The 16,734-nt window shown below is 59.2% G+C and carries 19 protein-coding genes; 12 read left to right on the top strand and 7 right to left on the bottom strand.

Annotated features, from left to right (window positions below; all coding sequences use genetic code 11):
- Window positions 1–106 precede the first annotated feature (106 nt).
- Both PO778_RS02110 and PO778_RS02105 read right to left on the bottom strand, forming a co-directional pair.
- The gene (locus tag PO778_RS02110) at window positions 107–1,480 is read right to left on the bottom strand and encodes a class II 3-deoxy-7-phosphoheptulonate synthase (RefSeq protein ID WP_160730588.1); all 1,374 of its coding nucleotides are present in this window, start codon (window positions 1,478–1,480) and stop codon (window positions 107–109) included.
- A 163-nt stretch (window positions 1,481–1,643) separates the two neighbouring features.
- A complete protein-coding gene (locus tag PO778_RS02105) occupies window positions 1,644–4,646 on the bottom strand; it encodes a M16 family metallopeptidase (protein ID WP_271438443.1) in 3,003 nt (1,000 codons plus the stop codon).
- A gap of 106 nt (window positions 4,647–4,752) precedes the next feature.
- Between PO778_RS02105 and PO778_RS02100 the strand changes: the two genes are divergently transcribed.
- The 7 genes from PO778_RS02100 to PO778_RS02070 all read left to right on the top strand — a co-directional run bounded on the left by PO778_RS02100 (window position 4,753) and on the right by PO778_RS02070 (window position 9,163).
- On the top strand, window positions 4,753–5,331 hold the full coding sequence (locus PO778_RS02100; protein WP_160729461.1) for a NifU family protein: 579 nt from the start codon (window positions 4,753–4,755) through the stop codon (window positions 5,329–5,331).
- Window positions 5,332–5,366: 35 nt separating this feature from the next.
- Entirely contained in the window at window positions 5,367–5,975 is a 609-nt protein-coding gene (locus PO778_RS02095) for a malonic semialdehyde reductase (protein ID WP_160729460.1), read from the top strand.
- Window positions 5,976–6,089: 114 nt separating this feature from the next.
- Window positions 6,090–6,716: a tRNA (adenosine(37)-N6)-threonylcarbamoyltransferase complex dimerization subunit type 1 TsaB gene (gene tsaB / locus PO778_RS02090; RefSeq protein WP_271438442.1), complete on the top strand. Its 627-nt coding sequence runs from the start codon at window positions 6,090–6,092 to the stop codon at window positions 6,714–6,716.
- Window positions 6,713–7,168: a ribosomal protein S18-alanine N-acetyltransferase gene (gene rimI / locus PO778_RS02085; protein ID WP_160729458.1), complete on the top strand. Its 456-nt coding sequence runs from the start codon at window positions 6,713–6,715 to the stop codon at window positions 7,166–7,168. Before tsaB ends, rimI begins: the two co-directional genes overlap by 4 nt.
- A 138-nt stretch (window positions 7,169–7,306) precedes the next feature.
- A complete protein-coding gene (locus PO778_RS02080; RefSeq protein WP_271438441.1) occupies window positions 7,307–7,747 on the top strand; it encodes a Ros/MucR family transcriptional regulator in 441 nt (146 codons plus the stop codon).
- 118 nt (window positions 7,748–7,865) lie between these two features.
- The gene (locus PO778_RS02075; protein ID WP_160729456.1) at window positions 7,866–8,300 is read left to right on the top strand and encodes a Fur family transcriptional regulator; all 435 of its coding nucleotides are present in this window, start codon (window positions 7,866–7,868) and stop codon (window positions 8,298–8,300) included.
- Complete coding sequence (locus tag PO778_RS02070; protein ID WP_160729455.1) at window positions 8,300–9,163, top strand: lysophospholipid acyltransferase family protein; 864 nt, start codon at window positions 8,300–8,302, stop codon at window positions 9,161–9,163. Before PO778_RS02075 ends, PO778_RS02070 begins: the two co-directional genes overlap by 1 nt.
- An 11-nt stretch (window positions 9,164–9,174) precedes the next feature.
- Here the strand turns inward: PO778_RS02070 and PO778_RS02065 are convergent, their stop codons facing one another.
- Window positions 9,175–9,453 carry a hypothetical protein gene (locus PO778_RS02065; RefSeq protein ID WP_271438440.1) on the bottom strand — a complete coding sequence of 93 codons (279 nt, stop codon included), beginning with the start codon at window positions 9,451–9,453 and terminating at the stop codon, window positions 9,175–9,177.
- Window positions 9,454–9,510: 57 nt separating this feature from the next.
- Complete coding sequence (locus PO778_RS02060) at window positions 9,511–9,690, bottom strand: hypothetical protein (RefSeq protein WP_271438439.1); 180 nt, start codon at window positions 9,688–9,690, stop codon at window positions 9,511–9,513.
- Window positions 9,691–9,773: 83 nt separating this feature from the next.
- On the opposite strand from PO778_RS02060, the gene miaB reads away from it, so the two are divergent.
- The gene (gene miaB, locus PO778_RS02055; RefSeq protein WP_271438438.1) at window positions 9,774–11,102 is read left to right on the top strand and encodes a tRNA (N6-isopentenyl adenosine(37)-C2)-methylthiotransferase MiaB; all 1,329 of its coding nucleotides are present in this window, start codon (window positions 9,774–9,776) and stop codon (window positions 11,100–11,102) included.
- On the opposite strand, the gene PO778_RS02050 is transcribed toward miaB, so the two are convergent.
- On the bottom strand, window positions 11,103–11,675 hold the full coding sequence (locus tag PO778_RS02050) for a COG3650 family protein (RefSeq protein WP_271438437.1): 573 nt from the start codon (window positions 11,673–11,675) through the stop codon (window positions 11,103–11,105).
- A gap of 135 nt (window positions 11,676–11,810) precedes the next feature.
- Here PO778_RS02050 and PO778_RS02045 point away from each other — a divergent pair, with 135 nt between their 5' ends.
- From PO778_RS02045 to PO778_RS02030, 4 genes are all read left to right on the top strand, one after another.
- Complete coding sequence (locus tag PO778_RS02045; protein ID WP_271438436.1) at window positions 11,811–12,842, top strand: PhoH family protein; 1,032 nt, start codon at window positions 11,811–11,813, stop codon at window positions 12,840–12,842.
- 8 nt (window positions 12,843–12,850) lie between these two features.
- Entirely contained in the window at window positions 12,851–13,336 is a 486-nt protein-coding gene (ybeY, locus tag PO778_RS02040; RefSeq protein WP_271438435.1) for an rRNA maturation RNase YbeY, read from the top strand.
- A 32-nt stretch (window positions 13,337–13,368) separates the two neighbouring features.
- Complete coding sequence (locus tag PO778_RS02035) at window positions 13,369–14,295, top strand: hemolysin family protein (RefSeq protein ID WP_271438434.1); 927 nt, start codon at window positions 13,369–13,371, stop codon at window positions 14,293–14,295.
- Window positions 14,296–14,366: 71 nt separating this feature from the next.
- The gene (locus PO778_RS02030) at window positions 14,367–15,251 is read left to right on the top strand and encodes a LysR substrate-binding domain-containing protein (protein ID WP_160729448.1); all 885 of its coding nucleotides are present in this window, start codon (window positions 14,367–14,369) and stop codon (window positions 15,249–15,251) included.
- A 3-nt stretch (window positions 15,252–15,254) separates the two neighbouring features.
- Here the strand turns inward: PO778_RS02030 and PO778_RS02025 are convergent, their stop codons facing one another.
- Window positions 15,255–16,181, bottom strand: a complete 927-nt coding sequence (locus tag PO778_RS02025) for an alpha/beta hydrolase family protein (RefSeq protein WP_271438433.1) — start codon at window positions 16,179–16,181, stop codon at window positions 15,255–15,257.
- A gap of 31 nt (window positions 16,182–16,212) precedes the next feature.
- Window positions 16,213–16,662 (bottom strand): peptidylprolyl isomerase, encoded by a 450-nt coding sequence (locus PO778_RS02020; RefSeq protein WP_271438432.1) that lies wholly within the window; start codon window positions 16,660–16,662, stop codon window positions 16,213–16,215.
- Window positions 16,663–16,734: the final 72 nt, after the last annotated feature.

Raw genomic sequence — 16,734 nt, 5'->3', positions numbered from 1 at the left:
TCTCGCGTCCGGTCCCCTCCCACATTGGCGGGAAAGGGCTACTTATTAAAGGCCCGAGAGGAAATTTCTTTCCGAGATTTCAGAGCGAAACCGAATTTAAATGCGATCAGGCTGCATTTGCCTGCGATTGCCCGGCTTCCATCGTCATCATTTCAGCCAGCAGGAAAGCCAGCTCCAACGACTGCGCCGCGTTGAGGCGCGGGTCGCAATGCGTGTGATAACGGTCGCCCAGCGCCTCGTCGGTGATCGCAACTGCGCCGCCGACGCATTCGGTCACGTCCTGTCCGGTCATCTCTATATGGATGCCCCCAGCGTGCGTGCCTTCTGCGCGGTGCACGGCGAAGAAGCCTTTCACTTCGCTCAGAATACGGTCGAACGGGCGGGTTTTGTAACCGCTGTCCGATTTGATGACATTGCCGTGCATTGGATCACAGCTCCACACGACCGGATGCCCTTCGGCCTTCACCGCACGAACCAGCCGGGGAAGCCCGGCTTCCACCTTGTCATGGCCAAAGCGGCTGATCAGCGTGATCCGGCCCGCTTCCCGAGCAGGGTTGAGCGTGTCGAGCAGCTTCAGCAGAACGTCAGGCTCCATCGAAGGGCCGCATTTCATGCCTAGCGGATTGCCGATGCCGCGCGCGAATTCGATATGCGCGCTGCCTTCGAAACGGGTCCGGTCGCCAATCCACACCATGTGTGCGCTGGTGTCGTACCAGTCACCGGTCAGCGAATCCTGACGGGTCAGATTTTGCTCATAAGGGAGCAGTAGCGCCTCGTGACTGGTGTAGAAGCTGGTGCGCTGCAATTGCGGCACGGTGTCGGGGTCGATGCCGCACGCTTCCATGAAATCAAGCGCTTCACCAATCCGGTCGGCAGTCTGCGCGAACTTGTCCGCCCACGGGCTGCGGCCCATGAAATCAAGCGTCCATTTGTGAACCTGGCGCAGGTTTGCGTAACCGCCGCTGGCAAAGGCGCGCAGCAGGTTGAGCGTAGCGGCCGCTTGCGAATAGGCGCGGACCATGCGTTCGGGATCATTGGTGCGCACCGCCGGGTCAAATTCGATGCCGTTGACGTTATCGCCGAAATAGCTGGGCAGCGTGATGCCGTCCTTCGTCTCGGTATCGCTGCTGCGCGGCTTGGCGAACTGGCCCGCCATGCGGCCGACCTTCACCACCGGAACCTTGCCCGCATAAGTCAGGACAACCGCCATCTGCAGCAGCACGCGGAAGGTGTCGCGAATGTTGTTCGGGTGAAATTCCGCGAAGCTTTCAGCGCAATCGCCGCCTTGCAGCAGGAACGCCTTGCCCTGCGCGACATCGGCCAGATCGGCTTTCAGCGCGCGCGCTTCACCAGCAAACACCAGCGGCGGATAGGTGGACAGGGTCTTTTCCGCATCCGCCAGCGCCTGCGCATCGTTATAGCGCGGCAGATGCCGTGCCTCGTGCGCCTTCCAGCTTTCGGGGGTCCAGTTCTGTGCCACTTTAAACCTGTCTTTCATCAAAATATCGGTGCGGTAATGCGCCCATCTGCCCGCGAATTAGGCGACGCGGCATACAAAAGCAAAGCCGCATCGACCGCAAGCGCAAGAAACATTCAGCCCGGCCAAGCGCTGCTTCGCCGGCCCGGCAGTTGGCCAGACGGGATTAGCGCCCGGTGATTTCCGCAGCCCGTGCCGCGCCTCCGCCAGCCAATTCCTGACCATCGGGCAGTATGGCTAGCCGGTATGCGGGCCGATTGGCGAAGTATTTCTGCGCCAACTCCTGCATCCGTTCGGGCGTTGTCTGACTGTAATCGCTCAGCAGTGTCTGCAGGTATAGCAGCTTGCGCCGGTCCTTGCTCGACCCCTCGATCTGGTACAGCCAGAACTGGTTGCTGGTCATGATCCGCGTCACCAATTGCTTCAGCGGTTCGGTCACGCGCGCCAGCTCGTCAGCGGTTGGCGGGTTCACCGCCAGATCGCGGGCAATTGCATCGGACGCGGCGAAGAATACCGGCACGTCTTCTGGCTTAAGCTGCGCCAGCGCCATAATTCTGCCGCCAGCATCCAGATCGACTGGCCAGCTGGCGTTCACGCTCGGCGAATAGCTGGCCCCCGCACGCTCGCGCATCGCATCAAGCAAACGGTTGTTGAACAGGTCGGTGAGTATTTCCAGCTGGCGGGATTCGCGCAGCTGTTCGACACCGGCCCCGCTTGGCCACGCCACCACTGCGGCTGCACTGGTCGCATCACCGCGATGAGTGATGATCTTCGTACCCTCACCCGCCGCCGGGAATGTCGGCACGCGGCTGGCGATTTCCGCCGGGATCGGTGTCCGCTGGGGCAGCGCGCCGACTGTGTTGCGTAGCGCTTCCACCGCAGCGTCTCGCTGGAAATCGCCGAAAATAATGACTTCGACATCGCCTTGCGACAGCAGCGGTGCCCACACTTCGCGGAAGCGTTCCGGCGTGGTTGTATCCACTTCGGTCGGGGTGAAGGTCTTGAACCGGGCATCTTCGTTGCGCAGGTAATATTCCAGATCGCGGGTCAGGATACCGCCTGCATTCGCGGCATAGCTTTCATAGCTCAGGCGCTGCGCTGCTTTCATCCGGTTGACGGGGTTCGCATCCCAGCGCGGCATCGCCAGCTTTCCGGCGAACAGGTACAGCTGATCTGCCAGATCGGCATTGCGCGTCTGAGCGGAAAAACTGAACACCGCATCTTCAACCGCGAAATCGAAACCCATGACCCGGCCGGTCGAAATGCGGTCGAGTTCTTCCTGACCAAGCTCTCCGAAGCCCTGCCCGACAAGCGCGCTTTCCCCGAGCGAGATATACGGCGCGTCTTCCTGATCGAAGGCGCGCATCCCGGCGCCGAAGCGCATTTTTACAGAAACCCTGCCCGGCTCCCCGTCATTGGGCCAGAGCAAGGCGCGTGTGCCGTTGTCAAATTCGATCCGCTCGATGCCAAGCACCCCAAGCGGGCCCGTCGACACGATCGTGCCCGGCTCCCCGATTGGCGGCAGGTCTGCGAACGACAGCGTTTCCGCAGCGAGCCGGACGTCGGAATTCGGTGCCACTTCCTGCAGCATCGCGGCGCGAACGGCGGCATCGGTGGCTTCGTCTGCGGCGGGCGTTATGTAAGTCGTGCGGATCACGTCGCCTTCGAACAGTGCTCGTGTCCGCTCAAGAATGCGTTCGGGTGTGATCCGTTCACGCATTCCGCGAAACACCTGCAGCACGGTTTCCGGCGCAGCAACCGCCTCGCGAATATCGACCGCATTGATGATGTCATCGGCCAGCTTTGAACCTTGCATCACCGTGCGCTGTTCGACCTGGCTTTCGTAGATCTTTTCAAATTCGGCAAACTCGCGGGCAATTTCTTCCTCGCTCGGGGCGGCGGCCAACGCATCCTCGATCACGCCGCGCACGTCCTTCAAGGCTGACTGCCAGTCGCCAGTCAGCGGGGCAAAAGCGACAAAGGTTGAATCTGTAGACCGGCTGACATCTTCCTGCCGGACCTGAGCGTATAGATAGGAACCGCCCGCCCGTGCGCGTGCTTCCAGCCGGCGATTGATCAGCGCCTGCGCGAGCGCATCCATCAGCAACCCTTCATTGTACACGATCGTGTCCTGTACCGGCCGCCATGGACGCATGACCGTATAGGTCATCGAACGCGGCAAGTCCGGTTCGACAATCACCGCCACTTCGCCAACCGGGTTTTCCGGATCGGCACCGGCGGGGGCGACAGGATCGCCAAAATCTGGCGCCGGAGTCAGCGGCCCCTTGCCTTCCCAGTCGCCGAAATATTTCTCGATCAGACTAGCGAATGTTTCCGCCTCGAAATCACCGGCAACCGAAATCACGACGTTCTCTGGACGGTACCAGCGGTCATGAAATGCGGAGATGCTTTCAGCGGTTGCCCCGTTCAGCGTTTCGCGCGTGCCAATCGTCAGCCGGTTGGCCAGGCGCTGCCCGGCAAAACGCGTCTGGAGCGATTTTTCGAATGCGCGAATGGACGCTCCGCTTCGTTCGCGCATTTCCGCAAGGACAATCGGCACGTCGAGCGCCAGATTTTCCTCCGAAAGCACGGGCTCCTGCATCATCCCGGCGAGAAGTTTGAAGCTTTCTTCAACCGATGCGGGGGTCGCGGCGGGCAGGTCCAGCTTGTAGACTGTATGCGTCGGTGTCGTCTCGGCATTTGTATCGCTGCCGAATGACGCGCCGAGCCGCTGCCAGGTCGGTATCGCTGCGCCCTGCGCCAGATATTTACTTTCGCGGAAGCTCATATGTTCGAGCAGATGGGCAAAGCCGCGCTCGCTGTCTTCTTCGTGGAGCGACCCTGCATCGATCCGGATGCGGATGGAAACCTGGCCGGGCGGCACTCCGTTTTCGCGCGTGGCATAGCGCAGGCCGTTATCCATTTCACCGAAAAGCCACTCGGTATCGCGCGGGACATCGCTGCCTTCGTATATCCACGGTGTTTCGCTGCCGATCTGCACCGCCTTTGGCGCAGGCAGCGACGACAGGGCCGCCGCCTCTGTCCCCGCCTCTGCCGCAGTCTGAACACCCTGCTCCTGCGCACTCTGCTGCGCGGAAGCCTGCGGGGCCAGATAGAGAAGCGGAAGAAGAAGCGCGAAATGGCGTGCAGCACGCAAAAATTTTGTCATATCCTGCATATAGAGGCGGCAGGGATGAAGCGATAGTGAATAGGCTGCAACAAACGCTGTCACGGTGCGGCTTGTTAGTCGCGGCGCCGGTCCCTACATCGCTGGCATGTTCATAGAGACCGAAACCACACCGAACCCCGCCAGCCTCAAATTCCTGCCCGGCCAGCAGGTCATGGCCAGCGGCACCCGCGAATTTGCCAGCCCCGAGGCCGCCGAAGCATCGCCGCTGGCACAGGCAGTGTTCGATACTGGCGAAGTCGTGAATGTATTTTTCGGCAGTGATTTCATTTCGGTAACCGCCGCGCCAGGTGTGAACTGGTCCGACCTGAAACCGCAGGTCGTATCGATCTTGCTCGACCATTTCGTATCCGAGGCACCGCTGTTCACCGGCGGAAGCGCGGCTGGCATTTCCGTTCCGCCAGAAGAATCAATGGTTGTGGAAGACGATCCGGCACACGCCGATATCATCGCGCAAATCCACGAACTGCTGGAAACCCGCATCCGGCCCGCTGTTGCCGGTGATGGCGGCGATATTGCCTATCGCGGTTTCAAGGACGGCATCGTCTATCTCACGATGCAGGGCGCCTGTTCAGGCTGCCCGTCTTCGACTGCCACGCTGAAACACGGCATCGAAGGTTTGCTGAAACATTATGTGCCGGAAGTCGTTGAAGTCCGTGCAGCCTGAATTCAGGCACGACCAACAGACTTCAAGGGGCTTAAATGACCAAACAATTCCATGATAACGTCCTTGGCGGCGACATTCTCGATCAACTCTACAACGAAGCCCGGACCTATAATGGCTGGCTCGACAAGGAAGTGAGCGAGGAACAGATCAGGCATATCTATGATCTGATGAAGATGGCGCCGACATCGGCCAACATGCAGCCAGGCCGGTTTGTCTGGGTCACATCCGAAGAAGGCAAGGCCAAGCTGGCCGAATGCGCTTCGGAAGGCAATGCAGACAAGATCAAGGCTGCTCCGGTTACCGTCATCATCGGTTACGACATTGATTTCCACGAAGAATTGCCATGGCTGTTCCCGCACACCGATGCGAAGAGCTGGTTCGAAGGTGACGAAGAAGGCCGCAAGGAAGGCGCATTTCGCAATTCTGCCTTGCAAGGCGCGTATCTGATCCTGGCCGCGCGCGCGGTCGGTCTCGATTGCGGCCCCATGTCCGGCTATGACGCCGATGCAGTGAACGACGCATTTTTCGGTGATGATCCGAAGGTCAAATCGAACTTCATCTGCTCGCTCGGTTATGGGGATCCGTCGACCATCTTCGAACGCAGCCCGCGGCCGGAATTCGGCAAGTTCAACCGCATGGCGTAATTCACCGGGCCCGGCATGACCGGGCCCTTTCTCTTTGCCCTTGCACCCTTGTGCCGCATCATGCCAACGCGGCCAGACAATTAATCAATTCAAGACGGGGCTGACGGCGCGATCATGCGAACACTGGCGATAGAATGCGCGACGGAGGCGTGCTCTGTGGCGCTGTTCGATGGCAGCTCGCTTGCCGCGCACGATCACCGCGAACTTGGCCGCGGCCATGCTGAACGGCTTGTCCCGATGATTTCCGCCCTGCCCGGCAAGGGCAAGGCGGAACGAATCTTGGTGTCCCGCGGACCAGGCAGCTTCACCGGAGTGCGAATTGGTATCGCGGTCGCGCGTGCGCTCGCTTTCGCCTGGCAGGCAGAGATACAATCCTATCCCACGTTGGCCTTGGTGGCGGCAATGGCCATCGCAGAAAGCAATAAGCAGCGTGTTCTTTCCTGCATGAGCGGCGGCCACGGCGAATGGTTCGTCCAGCCGTTCGATGCTGACTTGAATCCGGAATCGGGCCACGCATCGCTCAAGCCGGACGATGCCGCCAGCCGCTTCGATATTCCGCTGGTTGCCGGATCGCAGGCCCAGCAAATGGTCGACCTGCGCGGAACCGGATACGCCATGCAGTTTCTGCCCGACGCGCGCTTTTCCTTGCATCTGCCCAACGGCTTGCTGTCGGCAGACACCGCCCCGCTCTATGGCAGAGCGCCGGATGCAAAACTGCCGGGTGGAAAAGCTCCCGCATGATGGACGATATCGACCGCATCATGGAGGTGATGGAGGCGGCCTTTGAACCCAGATGGGGCGAGGCATGGAACCGCCGCCAGATCTCCAGCTCGCTGGCATTGCCGCATACCGACTACACCTTGGTTGGGGAGAAAGGCGGGACGCCTGAAGAAGGCAAACCCGCAGCCGGCTTTGCCTTGATCAAGATCGCACCGGGCGAAGAAGAATTATTGCTTATCGCGGTGCGTCCCGAACACCGCGGACGCGGACTTGGCAAACGTTTACTGGATATCTTCGCCAATCAGGCCCGAAAGCGCGGAGCGGAACGTATCTTTCTGGAGATGCGGGCGAACAACCCCGCAAGGGCGCTGTATGAATCGCATGGGTTCGAGCAGATCGGAACCCGCAAGAATTACTATTCAATGGATAATGGCGACAAGATCGACGCGATTACATTTGCGCGTACACTCTAAGTAAAACAGCCCCATTTTGGTTACGATACTATTAGCGATGTCGCGTAACCACGCTTGAAAGACATGCACGGTTGGTTCATAAAGAGTCTACCTGCAATAGCAGATAATACTGTGGTCGCACACATGATGAGGACACCAATGGATAATTTTCAAGACGATATGACGGAGACGCTAATAACGCTCACGTCAGACATCGTTGCTGCTCACGTGAGCAATAACAATGTCGACGTGGGCGAAGTGCCTTCGCTGATAACCACCGTTTATGGTGCTTTGGCCGGACTTGGACAGGATGAGGACCCTGTCGAAGAACTGCCGGACCCAGCGGTTTCGATCCGTTCATCAGTCAAGAGAGACCACATCGTCTGTCTCGACTGCGGTAAGAAGATGAAAATGCTGAAACGTCATTTGATGACCGAACACGGCATGACCATCGACGAATACCGCGCTCGCTGGAGCTTGGGCGCAGATTATCCGATGGTTGCACCAAACTACGCTGAAACCCGCCGCGACCTTGCCAAGAAAATTGGCCTGGGCCGCAAGCCGGGTCAAAAGCGCGGACGCAAGAAAAAAGCCGCCTGAACGGTCGCACGATAGCAGCGCTGTGATTTAATCATCCGGTCATGCTTGAGAAGAACGCCCCGCCCTACTAAGGGTCAGGGGCGTTTTTCACATGTTCAACCGCAATCAGGGATAGATTTTGCAGCAACGTATCGACCTCGAACAGCTATGCGCCGAACGCGGCTTGCGGATTACCGAACAGCGCCGGATCATTGCGCGCGTCCTGTCGGAAAGCGACGATCATCCCGATGTGGAATTGCTGCACGAACGCGCGTCCGCGATCGATCCGAAGATCTCCATCGCCACAGTCTATCGCACCGTCCGGCTGTTCGAAGAAGCAGGCATTCTCGACCGGCACGATTTCGGCGATGGCCGGGCCCGCTACGAAGCGGCACCAGAGGCCCATCACGATCACCTGATCGATGTGGAAAGCGGTGACGTGGTCGAATTCGTCGATCCGGAACTGGAAGCCCTGCAGAAACAGATCGCTGAAAAACTGGGCTACCGCCTGGTTGACCACCGGATGGAACTTTACGGTGTGAAACTGGGGCGTCCGAAAGACCAGGCCAACTGATGAACGCGGAGCTTCGCGCCGCTGCCGAGCGCGGGGAAGACACTCCGCTTTCCGCCGCCGGCTGGTTGCGGTTCGGATCCAGGCTTGCCGGTCTCCTCTTGCTGCTTCTGATCTTTGTGCCGCTGCATTATCTCTATCGCATTTTCAAATACGGTTCTCCGTTCCCGATGCTGTTCTTGCGCTTTGCCGGATGGATCGCGGGCGCACGTGTAAAGCCGATCGGCGCGCACTTGAAACGCGACGTTTTCTACATCGCTAACCACGTCAGCTGGATCGACATACTCGCACTGGCCGGGGCAAGCGGGACCGCGTTCGTCGCCAAGGCCGAACTGGCAGAAGTGCCGATTATCGGATGGCTATGCAGCCTGAACCGAACAGTCCATGTAAAGCGCGAAAACAGGCTGGGCGTCGCCGAACAGATCAACGCCCTGCGCGAGGCGCTCGAAGACAATTGGTCGGTCACGGTCTTTCCGGAAGGCACCACCACTGACGGCCAGTCATTGCTGCCGTTCAAAACGTCGATGCTCAGCGTGCTGGAGCCGCCGCCCAAGGATGTGCTCGTCCAGCCGGTGCTGATCGATTACGGCGATGTTGGCGAGGAAATCGGCTGGATCGGTGAGGAAAGCGGGATCAACAACGCGAAACGAATTCTGGCCCGCAAGGGCAGCTTCGAAGTAAAGCTTCATTTTCTCGAACCCTTCAGTCCTGAAGAATTCCGCGGGCGCAAAGCCGTTGGCGCACGCGCCCGAGCCGCCATCGAAGCGGCCCTCCTGACCTCGCTGGGCAAGCCTCTACGTGAGTTCAAGCACGATGTAGTGCCTGTACGCTACGCCGCACCGAGGGATTATATCCCGATCGAATAATCCCTTGCCGGCTATTCCCCGGAAGGCATCCGGCTAAGCGTGTAGCGTCCCGGTTCTTGCAGCCCGCCTTCTCCGCGATAGACCTCAGAGCGAAGGATGGTGCCGTCATCGGCCTGGGCAAACCACAGATCGTGGGTGTGGCTTTCTCCCGCATCAAGATCGGTAACATCGCGGAATGTGAAGCGGATTTGTCCGTCCGCTCCTGCACGACTTTCGAGGCGCGGCTGATTACCCTGCGGGCAGTAATGGGTCGCGACCAGCGCATCACCGTCCAAGTGATAAACGGTCATCGAATGCAGCCCCGAGGCTGTCTCCCACCTTTCAACCATCACGCTCCCACGGGCGGTTTATTCAAAGACGATCTCAAGAGCGGGCGTTTCGGCAACCTGCCAGCGTCCTTCCCATGAACTGATCAATTCCAGCTGCTCGGAAGGGCTGAGCGCGGCGGCATTCTCCCGCGCATGAGCGTGAAGCGGAACCGCAAACGCCAACAGCGCGAGAAGCGCGATTTTTCTGACATTTTTCATGGAGAATCCTTAGCGAAACAAAAGCGCATCGCAAAATCCGACCATCGTTGAATTGCAGGCCATCTGCGGCTAAGTGCGCGCTCATGCAAAAAACCGCGTCTCCCAAGACCTACCGGGTCAAAAGCTTCGGCTGCCAGATGAACGTCTATGACGGCGAACGTATGGCGGAAATGCTGGCAGAAAAAGGCATTACCGAAGCGCCCGAGGGCGAAGACGCTGATCTTGTGGTGCTAAACACCTGCCACATTCGCGAGAAAGCCGCCGAGAAGGTCTATTCGGACATCGGCCGTCTTACCAAGGGCAAGACCCAGAAAAAGGCCCCGATGATTGCGGTGGCCGGCTGTGTTGCACAGGCTGAAGGCGAAGAAATCATGGCGCGCGCGCCTGCCGTGTCGATGGTTGTCGGTCCGCAGGCTTATCACCGGCTTCCCGGCATGATCGACGATGCGGTTGCAGGCAAACGCTCGACAGACACCGATATGCCAGCCGACGCGAAATTCGCCGCGCTGCCCAAACGCCGCAAATCGGCCCCAAGTGCGTTCCTGACTATTCAGGAAGGCTGCGACAAGTTCTGCACCTATTGCGTCGTCCCTTATACCCGCGGGGCCGAGATTTCGCGCCCTTACAGCGCCTTGGTCGACGAAGCGAAGAAACTGGTAGAAGCGGGTGCGAAGGAAATCACCCTGCTGGGCCAGAATGTCAGCGCATGGACGGGCGAGGATGACAGGGGCCGCAAACTGGGCATGGCCGGCCTGATCCGCGAACTCGCGAAAGACCCCGATCTCAAGCGTATCCGGTACACGACCAGCCACCCTGCCGACATGGATGACGAGTTGATCGACACCCACGGCGAAGTCGGCAAGCTCATGCCCTATCTCCACTTGCCGGTTCAGAGCGGCAACGACCGCGTGTTGAAAGCCATGAACCGCAGCCATACCGCGGAAAGCTATCTGCATTTGCTGGAGCGTTTTCGCGCCGCGCGGCCAGACCTTGCGCTCTCGGGCGATTTCATCGTCGGCTTTCCCGGCGAAACCGATGCCGAGTTTGAAGACACGCTCAAGGTCGTCGATCAGGTGCGTTACGCGCAGGCCTACAGTTTTAAGTACTCACCGCGCCCTGGAACACCTGCAGCGACGATGGAAAACCAGATCGAACCGCAGGTGATGGATGAACGCCTGCAACGCTTGCAGGCCGCGCTTCGCCGCGATCAACAGGCGTTCAATGAGGCCAGCATCGGCAAAACCTGCGAAGTTCTGGTCGAACGGCGCGGCAAGCTGGACGGTCAATGGCTGGGCAAATCACCGTGGCTGCAATCGGTTCACTTCACTGGCGACGCAGATATCGGCGACCTGATCGAGGTAAAGCTGATCCAGGCAGGTCAGAATTCGCTCGCCGGTGAAATCGTCGCCTGATTATTCGGCGCTAGCGACCGGCTTCAGTTCCCCCTCGGGGATGATTACCAGATCGATACTTCCAACCTTCGTCGCGGGTTCCACCGTGGGGTTTGACGCATATTTGGCCCCGTCAAACGGCACCTTCATGATCCCGGGCTCTTGCCCGCCGCCATAAACGCTGACGCCCAGATCCTTCATGCCATTTGTCGATGTGCTCAAAACGCCGACAGGCAATTGGCTGACAGTAAGGCTGCCGATCTTGGTGAATCCATCATCCGCGGTTTTCAGGACCAGCAGGTTGCAGCCGCCGCTGCCGCACATCATCGGGCCGCCGGCATATACCAGGTATTCATCGTCACCCACCCCGTCCAGATCAGCCCTGCCATAGCTGTAGAGCACGGTTGCGGTATCGGGATATTCCGATCGCAGGAACGCTTCGACCAAACGATCGGTATCCGCTGCCACTTCGATCGGGCCGGATTGTCGCGCCGTATCGCCGGTCACTGGCGCAGGTTCAGCGCAGCCGGCAAGCCCGAACGCACACAGCATCGCTGACACTGCCAACACCCTGCTAGAAATCTGGTTCTTCATGGTTCTTGATCCTGTGATTTGTCCGTGATGAAATCGGTTACACTTGAAAGACGCTTTCCACCGTTGATTGTTTCCAGCCAGCTTGCCTCCGGCGGATATCATCCTACATTCGGAAGGAAGAGATGAAAGGAATGCATGGGACGTAAACCCTCAAGGGCCACTGATCCGGCTCTGTCACCAGACCCGGTCGCACAGCGCGAAATTCGCCGCGCCCAGATCGACATGTCGTTCGACAACCAGTCGTTGCTGGTCCCCCTGTTCGGACAGTTCGATGCGAACCTGGTTCAGGTGGAAAACCGGTTAGGCGTATTCATTTCCGCCCGCGGAGATACCCTGCATATCGAAGGCCCCGAAGACAGCGTCGCAAGAGCGCGCGACGTCCTGCAGGCCCTGTATGACCGGCTGGCGATGGGGCAGGATCTTGATAGCGGTGCGATAGAATCGATCATCGCCATGACCAACGAACCGACATTCGACGGCATTGTGGACGCGGACCAAAACGCGCCGCCGATCATGATCCGCACGCGCCGCAAGACTATTGTCCCCCGCTCCAAAGCACAGGCGCATTACATGCGGCAATTGGCGCGCGACGATGTGATTTTCGCGCTCGGTCCTGCGGGCACGGGTAAAACCTATGTCGCAGTGGCACAGGCTGTAAGCCAGTTGATCACCGGCAGCGTGCAGCGGCTGATCCTGTCGCGCCCGGCGGTAGAGGCTGGCGAGCGGCTGGGCTTTCTGCCCGGCGATATGAAGGACAAGGTCGACCCCTATCTACGCCCGCTCTATGATGCTTTGTATGACTGCATGCCGCCAGAGCAGGTGGAACGGCGTATCGAAAGCGGCGAAATCGAAATCGCGCCTATCGCTTTCATGCGCGGCCGTACGCTTGCCGATGCGTTCGTGATCCTCGACGAGGCGCAGAACACGACCAAGGAACAGATGAAGATGTTTCTGACCCGGTTCGGGCAGAACAGCCGGATGGTCGTGTGCGGTGACCCCAGGCAGATCGACATTCCCGGTGGGGACCGGATGAGCGGGCTAGCCGATGCAGTCGGCAGGCTGGAAGGGGTCGAAGGCATCGCCGTGGCCCGCTTCACCGCAGCCGATGTCGTGCGCCACCCGATCGTGGGCAGGATAGTCGACGCGTATGAAGGAACGGGCGCTTAAGACGCGCCATGGACCTCGATATCGATCTTGAAGACTGGCCCAACGGTTCTTGGGAAGACCTGGCTGAACGCTGCAGCATGTCTGCCGCCAAACAGGCACCGGAACTCGCCAATGAACGTCTGACCGCAAGCCTCCTGTTCACCAGTGATGCAGAGGTTCACACGCTCAACCGCGAATGGCGGCAACGTGACAAACCGACCAATGTCCTGTCTTTCCCCATGCTGGAACGAGAGGAACTGATCGGTCTGGATCAGAATGGCCCGCCAGTCATGCTGGGCGATCTCGCAATGGCGTATGAAACCTGCGCCCGCGAAGCAGCTGAAAAAGGCATCGCGCTGGAGAATCATGCGGCCCACCTGATCATTCACGGATTGCTGCATCTCGCGGGCCATGACCACGAAATTTCCCCCGAAGATGCCGATGCAATGGAAGCATTGGAGATTGCGGCTCTTGCATCTATGGGGATAGCGGACCCATATGGGGACCGACATTGACAGGTTACGCTTAGGAGTACCCACGAAGGGCCATGCCCGATATCGACAATTCCGCCGGAGACGCGGACAGTAGCAACGGGCTGTGGCCCGCCATCAAGAAAATTTTCGGCGGTGAAGAAACCGACCGCTCGCTGCGTGCCCAGCTCGAAGAGGCTATCGACGAGCATGAGGATGAGAATCCGTCGGATGACGATGACAGCAGCGCCAATGGCGACCTGTCCGGGGTCGAGCGGCAAATGCTGCGCAATCTGCTGCATTTCAGCGAACACGACGCCGATGATGTTTCGATCCCGCGCGGCGAGATCGTGGCGGTTTCGGCTGACATAAGCTGGAATGAATTGATCGAAGTGTTTTCCGAAAACGGCCATTCGCGCATGCCCGTCTATCGCGGACAACTGGATCAGGTGATCGGGATGATCCACATCAAGGATATCTTCCCGTTTCTTGCCAAAGGGACACCGCCGCCGAAAGACTGGACCACGCTGATGCGTCAGCCGCTCTATGTACCGCAATCGCGCGGCGCACTGGACGTTCTGGCCGATATGCGCGCGCGCCGGGTGCATCTGGCGATCGTGGTCGATGAATTTTCCGGTACCGACGGGATCATCACCATCGAAGATCTGGTCGAGGAAATCGTCGGCGACATCGAAGACGAACACGATGACCTGCCCGAAGAACTGATCACCCCGATCGGCGAGGGTATGTGGGATTGCGATGCCCGCGCTGAGCTGGACGATGTGGCCGAACGGGTCGATCCGCGCCTCGGGGAAGTCGAGGAATCGGTCGATACGCTGGGCGGACTTACGTTCATCCTGGCAGAACAGGTCCCGCCGGTCGGTACAATCGTGAAACATCCCAGCGGCTGGCATATCGAAGTGACCGCGGCCGATGATACCCACGTCAAACGGCTCCGGCTTCACCCTGCTCCTGATGCACCCGACGCGCCCGACGCGAACTGATTTCAGGCTTACTTCGATTTTTTGCAACAAAAGTCTAGCTCACGCGTTGGCGGCGTAAGCAGGAGAAAAACATGCCCACCCGCCGTTTACCGCCGCTTCGCGCACTGGAAGCGTTCATGCGCACCGTGCGACTCGGTTCGGCGCGCGCCGCGTCCGAAGAGCTTGGCCTCAGCCCGTCGGCGCTGTCGCGCCGAATAGCCAATCTGGAAGAATTCACCGGCAAGAAGCTGTTCACCCGCGCAAAACAGGCAATGCAGCTGACCGACGAAGGACAGGCATTTCATGACGCCGTGGCCCCTCACCTGGAGGCGTTGGCGCTGGCGATTGAAAACCAGTCGGAAAACATCTCGCTGCTGCGATTGAGGCTTGGCGTCCTGCCATTGTTCGGCAGCCAGCGCCTGTTCCCGCATCTGGGTGAACTGCGCAAACGCCACCCTTTGCTGCACATCGACATCGACACCGGCCCGCATCTGGAAGACCGGGTGGGTGACACGCTCGATGCAGCGATCATCTTGTCACGCGGCCCGGCAGCCGGGCTTCATGCGGTCCGTCTAGACTACAACATGGTGCACGCGATCTGCAGCAAGGAAGCGGCCCAGATGCTGGGCACCAACCCCGACATCGACAAGCTCGCCAAGCAGACCTTCCTGATCCATAATGAATTGCCCGCGAGTTTCGAGGCATGGAAGCAGGAACTGGGTATTGAAGCGCTGGAACCCGCGGCCATCGATCATTACGATTCAGGGCAGCTAATGCTGGAGGCTGCGGCTCAAGGCCTTGGGATCGCCATCATGCACGACGACCATATGAAACGCGCGGCCGATAACCGTCTGGCAAGACTGTTCGATGCAGAGGTCGAGAGCCCTTATAGCTACTGGTTTATCTGCAAACCGACCGCGCTGGAAAGCCGACCTGTACGCCTGTTTCACGACTGGCTGGTACGCGCTGGCCTGTAATAGTCAGCCGCCTTTCTTGGGCGGTGTCATCGGCGCATGGACGCATGGGTCGGTTCGGAGGAAGCCAGCTCCCGGATGGGGTTTGCTTGGTTCACCGCATTCGACCTCTGGTTTTGAAATCGGATCATCGTCCGCTTCCAGCAGCCCGTAGGCCAGCGGGTCCTCATACGCTGCGATCCAGGTTAGGCAGTCCGCCAGTTTTCGGATGCTGTGTTTCTCGCCCGCGCTGGCAGACGGGTTGCAGTTGATCACAAAGACATCGGCAGCAGGCGGAGCTTTATATTGCCGCAGAATGCGCAGAAATTCACCACGTTCGGCCACTGCCAACCTGCTGATGTCATTCTGCATCGGATCGCCGCTGAAGAATGGCGACGTGTTGAAAACGTAGGCGCGAACGCTCTTGTTATCGATCGAGATCTGAGTAGCGAGTGCACCGCCGAGCGAATGGCCGGTCACTTCGATGGGAATGTCCTGATATTGCTCGGCATCAAGCGCAGCCCGCTCCGCAGCGTAAACCATGCGTGCGCCTTCGCGCTGGCTTTCGCCAAGCGAGCCGGAAAATATGTCTGAAGTAGAACCGAACTCTGTGCCGCGAAAAGCGATGACTCGGGCGAGCAGTTCAGTCCGCTCCCCATTTTCGATCAGGTACCGGTCGAACACCGAGTAAGCGAGCCCGCTATCGTCGTTCTCGCTCGCTTCGCGCCTCAGGAAAGCAGGGTGCAGGACTCCGTATTGGTCACCATCCTGGTATGAATTGGAAGCGAGCATCGCATAGGGATAGCTCTCTACCGCCGCCTCCCGCACGAATTCGCACCAGCCGCCCGGCTCCATCCGGCATGGGCTGCGCGACTGAGTGAGGTCGGGATAGGGCGTGATGCAGCCGCTTAACAGCAACACACCCAGCATCGCTGCGATAGTACGTTTTACCATCCGGCGTGCGCCCTATCCCGATCCTTGTCTCTTACGAAACGGTCGCTTTCACGATCTTGCCCGGATTTGCTGGCGGTTCGCCGGTTGGCAATGCGTCAATGTGTTCCATGCCGCTCTCTACCTGGCCCCAGACGGTGTACTGACCGTCGAGGAAGTGCGCATCGTCAAAGCAGATGAAGAACTGGCTGTTCGCGCTGTCAGGAACCTGAGTGCGAGCCATCGAGCATGTTCCGCGCACGTGCGGTTCTGCGCTGAATTCCGCCTTCAGATCAGGCTTGTCGCTGCCGCTCATGCCGGTGCCGGTCGGGTCACCGCCTTGGGCCATGAAGCCGGGGATCACGCGGTGGAATACCACGCCGTCGTAAAATCCGTCCTTGGCAAGTTCAGTAATGCGTTCAACGTGACCCGGTGCCAGGTCAGGACGCAATTTGATGACTACGTCGCCGGAATCGAGAGTGAGGGTAAGCTTTTGATCGGCCATATTCTTGGTATCTCCTTCTGAATTGCGCCCGATATAGACACTCATGCGCCGATGTCACCCGCCCGGGGGATG

The organism is Pontixanthobacter luteolus, assembly GCF_947494915.1.
GTDB lineage: Bacteria > Pseudomonadota > Alphaproteobacteria > Sphingomonadales > Sphingomonadaceae > Pontixanthobacter > Pontixanthobacter luteolus.
The sequence above is the reverse complement of the archived record's forward strand: the minus strand, read 5'-3'. Positions and strand labels throughout refer to the sequence as shown.

Bases quoted from the DNA above. Each gene is read 5' to 3' on its own strand.
- PO778_RS02105 (WP_271438443.1), bottom strand. From the start codon at position 4,646: ATGACAAAATTTTTGCGTGCTGCACGCCATTTCGCGCTTCTTCTTCCG.
- PO778_RS02100 (WP_160729461.1), top strand. From the start codon at position 4,753: ATGTTCATAGAGACCGAAACCACACCGAACCCCGCCAGCCTCAAATTC.
- PO778_RS02095 (WP_160729460.1), top strand. From the start codon at position 5,367: ATGACCAAACAATTCCATGATAACGTCCTTGGCGGCGACATTCTCGAT.
- tsaB (WP_271438442.1), top strand. From the start codon at position 6,090: ATGCGAACACTGGCGATAGAATGCGCGACGGAGGCGTGCTCTGTGGCG.
- rimI (WP_160729458.1), top strand. From the start codon at position 6,713: ATGATGGACGATATCGACCGCATCATGGAGGTGATGGAGGCGGCCTTT.
- PO778_RS02080 (WP_271438441.1), top strand. From the start codon at position 7,307: ATGGATAATTTTCAAGACGATATGACGGAGACGCTAATAACGCTCACG.
- PO778_RS02070 (WP_160729455.1), top strand. From the start codon at position 8,300: ATGAACGCGGAGCTTCGCGCCGCTGCCGAGCGCGGGGAAGACACTCCG.
- PO778_RS02065 (WP_271438440.1), bottom strand. From the start codon at position 9,453: ATGACCGTTTATCACTTGGACGGTGATGCGCTGGTCGCGACCCATTAC.
- PO778_RS02060 (WP_271438439.1), bottom strand. From the start codon at position 9,690: ATGAAAAATGTCAGAAAAATCGCGCTTCTCGCGCTGTTGGCGTTTGCG.
- miaB (WP_271438438.1), top strand. From the start codon at position 9,774: ATGCAAAAAACCGCGTCTCCCAAGACCTACCGGGTCAAAAGCTTCGGC.
- PO778_RS02050 (WP_271438437.1), bottom strand. From the start codon at position 11,675: ATGAAGAACCAGATTTCTAGCAGGGTGTTGGCAGTGTCAGCGATGCTG.
- PO778_RS02045 (WP_271438436.1), top strand. From the start codon at position 11,811: ATGGGACGTAAACCCTCAAGGGCCACTGATCCGGCTCTGTCACCAGAC.
- ybeY (WP_271438435.1), top strand. From the start codon at position 12,851: ATGGACCTCGATATCGATCTTGAAGACTGGCCCAACGGTTCTTGGGAA.
- PO778_RS02035 (WP_271438434.1), top strand. From the start codon at position 13,369: ATGCCCGATATCGACAATTCCGCCGGAGACGCGGACAGTAGCAACGGG.
- PO778_RS02030 (WP_160729448.1), top strand. From the start codon at position 14,367: ATGCCCACCCGCCGTTTACCGCCGCTTCGCGCACTGGAAGCGTTCATG.
- PO778_RS02025 (WP_271438433.1), bottom strand. From the start codon at position 16,181: ATGGTAAAACGTACTATCGCAGCGATGCTGGGTGTGTTGCTGTTAAGC.
- PO778_RS02020 (WP_271438432.1), bottom strand. From the start codon at position 16,662: ATGGCCGATCAAAAGCTTACCCTCACTCTCGATTCCGGCGACGTAGTC.